Origin of the sequence: Pseudoalteromonas aurantia, from assembly GCF_005886875.1 — a bacterium.
Classification (GTDB): Bacteria; Pseudomonadota; Gammaproteobacteria; order Enterobacterales; family Alteromonadaceae; genus Pseudoalteromonas; species Pseudoalteromonas aurantia_A.
On record NZ_PNBY01000063.1, the window covers coordinates 1 to 3,483 of the forward strand.

General features: G+C 36.7%; 3 protein-coding genes and 1 pseudogene. 3 read left to right on the forward strand and 1 reads right to left on the reverse strand.

What is annotated here, in order from left to right; all coding sequences use genetic code 11:
• Positions 1 to 272 precede the first annotated feature (272 nt).
• Positions 273 to 2,255 (reverse strand): sensor histidine kinase, encoded by a 1,983-nt coding sequence (locus CWC18_RS13345; RefSeq protein ID WP_138675439.1) that lies wholly within the window; start codon positions 2,253 to 2,255, stop codon positions 273 to 275.
• Between the two features lie 143 nt (positions 2,256 to 2,398).
• Between CWC18_RS13345 and CWC18_RS13350 the strand changes: the two genes are divergently transcribed.
• From CWC18_RS13350 to CWC18_RS21960, 3 genes and pseudogenes are all read left to right on the forward strand, one after another.
• The gene (locus tag CWC18_RS13350; protein ID WP_138591599.1) at positions 2,399 to 2,689 is read left to right on the forward strand and encodes a transposase; all 291 of its coding nucleotides are present in this window, start codon (positions 2,399 to 2,401) and stop codon (positions 2,687 to 2,689) included.
• Positions 2,686 to 3,060: an IS3 family transposase gene (locus CWC18_RS13355; RefSeq protein WP_138591600.1), complete on the forward strand. Its 375-nt coding sequence runs from the start codon at positions 2,686 to 2,688 to the stop codon at positions 3,058 to 3,060. Before CWC18_RS13350 ends, CWC18_RS13355 begins: the two co-directional genes overlap by 4 nt.
• A 35-nt stretch (positions 3,061 to 3,095) precedes the next feature.
• Positions 3,096 to 3,212 (forward strand): annotated as a pseudogene (locus tag CWC18_RS21960) (hypothetical protein); the annotation flags it as partial.
• Positions 3,213 to 3,483 lie beyond the last annotated feature (271 nt).

Sequence of the window (3,483 nt, forward strand, 5' to 3'; positions counted from 1 at the left end):
CACTCACGATCTCACCCTGCTTAATGCACTGCTTTAATACGGGGAAAATAAAACTTATGCCTATTGGCGGCAACTTGAATTATCAAAGTCAACGATAATACTGGTGCTCGTCGTCTAACGGTAATCCTCCGTTAGCCGCAGCTTAAATTTCTATTTTTGATGTCGGTTAAAAATGGGAGGATTACCACAACAATTGAACCACAACATTGATTTTAGTTTTTTAAGTGGGTGTCACTGTTTCACTCTATGAGTGGTCTCAAAAGGGCATTTTCTTAAATAAAGTCATCTAAATCTATATCAATTTCTTCACAGTCATCACGATGTTTAGGGAGTGAAATATCTAGCCTTGTAAACTTATTTCTTTCACTTGAGATTTTAATAGTTCCATTCAAAGATTGAGAAACAATGATATAAACTATGTGCATTCCGAGACCTACTTTCCCATTTATTCTGCCTGTTGTGTAGAAAGGTTCAAAAATTTGTGAGATTTCGCCTTCGCAGATCCCTTTACCATTATCTTGAATGCTCAAATGAACTTGTTCATCTGAATCTTTGACAATAACACTTATTTGCTTGTTTTCCGTTTCTTTTAGTCCATGTTCGATAGCATTTTCTATAATGTTACTTATAACTTGTGTAAGTAAATTCACGTCCGTATCAATTTCACACTCACTTCCATTAATAGTGAATTCAATATCTTTGTGTGATTCTTCAATAGGCAGATAAGCAAATTCAATCAGAGATAAGAGTTCAACTCCCTTTTGAGGACTTACATTCAATGAGCTATTTACTTGCTTGAAGGTTTCTATGAGATTAACTACTTTGTTTAAGTTTTTATCTATTAACACTTCAATGTCTTGTGACGATTGGATGAACTCTTTTAGGTCGTCTTCATCAAGTTCTTCATTCATATAATGATTGTTTAAATTTTCAATGGCACTTTTATTAAGACTATAACTAGTGATGATTATACCTAATGGTGTGTTTATCTCATGAGCAACTCCTGTAATCATTCTACTAAGTGACCCAACTTTTTCTGCCTCTACTAATTTACTGTGATTGATTGAGATAACTTCAGCCATTTCATTAAAGGTTTTGGCTAAATCACCAAATTCGTCTTTAGACATGAGATTAATACGAGTATCTAAATCACCCTGTGCTAGTGCCATTGCTTTTTGAGAATAATTGCTTAAAGTTTCTTTAAGTTGCAAGTAAATCCCATAAACAAAATAGACAATAATAAAGTAAAGTAATGATGTGACAATGACCAAAGCTGCAAACTTAAATTTTTGCTCTGAGCTACGATTTTTTAATTGAATTCCAACATACTTTAAAATGTTAATGTCAAATTCGCGCATTATATTTATTTCATTTGAATAAAACTCTAAATATTCTTTCCAAGTTGGCAGTATTTCTGGCTCATCCAAAATCTGCTCATAAGTATAATTGAGGAGTGTCTTGGCGCTATTTAGTAGCCCCGTCATACCATCTTTTATATCACTGTCTTCATTCAAATAAAGCGCGATATGGCTAGACGAATAATTGTTTAGGGCAATATTGTCTTCTGTTTGAGCCGCTAATCTTTCAAGTGTGTGGTAAGTGTAACTGTCGACACTTGGCATGCTAAGAGCGTAAGCCCCTGCGGCACGAAGAAAACCGATATTTTTGTAAATTTTAGGTACTTCGTTAACAAAGTTATTGATGAGATAGAAGTTGATAGGACTGTCATCATGTATGAGGGCACTTTCAAAAGTAATGACCTTTGCCAAAAGTTGGAGTTCAAGTACCGCTTTATCAAAATGCAGAAACTGTGATTCAATACCACCACGCATTACCGCTTGGCTTTCATTTAGAACTTGCCACTCAGACTTAATACTTTCGATCTGACTTTTAATATTGTTACTTGCGGGTTGTTGGACAAAAAGGGTATTCGATAACTGTTCTATTTGTGTGCTGATAAAGTGCTTTTCATCTGAAATGAACTTTAGTAGTTCATTATCTAAATTAACCTCTTGTAAAACAGCATGATCTCGGAAATCTTGAATTCGATAAATAGTGGAAATTAGTACTTCAAGAGACTGAATACCCTGTATTTCTTTTTGGGTTTTCTGTATTGAGCTATTGGTATCAATTAATAGTACAACCAAAAGAAATAGCAGAGGGATTGAAAGCATGGCAATGATAGCCATAAACTTATGAGCAAATGACATTTGCTTACTGACATTCATTGCAATATCAAAGAAGCGCTTGTTCAAAATTAAGTCATAAAAAGTTATTCATAATACCTAAAGAATAGGCCAGTTATTAATAGTTACAATGTTGTTTTTATAGCAATGTGAATCGACCAGTCTTCTCTAGACACTTAATTGCTTTACAATTATGTGTACTAAGGGGAAAAATGTCTCAGCGATTTACAGAAGAATTTAAAATACAAGGGGTGAAACAAGTTACTGAGCACGGCTATTCGGTGGCAACCGTCTCTGAGAGGCTGGGAGTCACCAGCAGCTCGCTTTATAACTGGATAAAGGTGTATGGCCCTGATAGTGAAGAGCGCGTTCAGTCTAAAGAGCAAACCGATCGCATTAAGCAGCTAGAGAAAGAGCTTAAACGCGTGACAATGAAACGTGACATTCTAAAGGAAGTAACCGTATTTTTCGCGGGCGAGTCAAAGAAAAATACGCGTTTATGAAAACTAGGCTCAAGAATTATCCAACAAAATTGATGTGTGAAGTATTGTCGATACAACGAAGCAGCTTCTATGCATGGATGGAAAAACCGAAATCAAAACGGCAGGTGGAAGACGAGTGCCTGACGGGGTTAATTAAACATTCTTGGCTAGAAAGTGACTGTGTCTACGGCTATAGAAAATTAACCAGTGACCTTAAAGATTTAGGCGAGGCTTGCAGCAAGCATCATGTAAACAAGCTGATGAAGCTAAAAGGTATGAAGGCACAAGTCGGATTTAGAAAACACAAAGGACATTACAGCGGCAAACCAGCGGTTGTAGCAGATAACATGCTTGATAGGCAGTTTGCTGTTACTACACCTAACAGGTATTAGGTAACAGACATTGACTACAGTCGAACCCACGAAGGCGGCTCTATCTTGCGGTCGTCTTAGACCTATACTCCCGCGCTGCTGTTAGTTGGTCGATGGGTTCTCGCATGGGATCAGAACTCATTACTCAAGCACTTCTGGCTGCCGTATGGTGACGAAAACCAAAAAGCAGGTGCTCATACATTCAGCTCAAGGTAGTCAATTTACGGGTTATGAGTGGAGTGACTTCTAAACCTAAAGTATCCCCAGAATAAACCTATATATATCAGAGAGCTAGAAATATTAAAAAATTTGAGAGATAAGGGAACATTCATTGTGTTTTGTGATCTTATGAATCGCCAAAAACAACAGACCTAACCACCATGAATGCGTTTACTATTTTGCACAATATGCTCCACGCTGTCATCCCTGACTCAATCCACAAAG

Bases quoted from the DNA above. Each gene is read 5' to 3' on its own strand.
- CWC18_RS13355 (WP_138591600.1), top strand. From the start codon at position 2,686: ATGAAAACTAGGCTCAAGAATTATCCAACAAAATTGATGTGTGAAGTA.
- CWC18_RS13350 (WP_138591599.1), top strand. From the start codon at position 2,399: ATGTCTCAGCGATTTACAGAAGAATTTAAAATACAAGGGGTGAAACAA.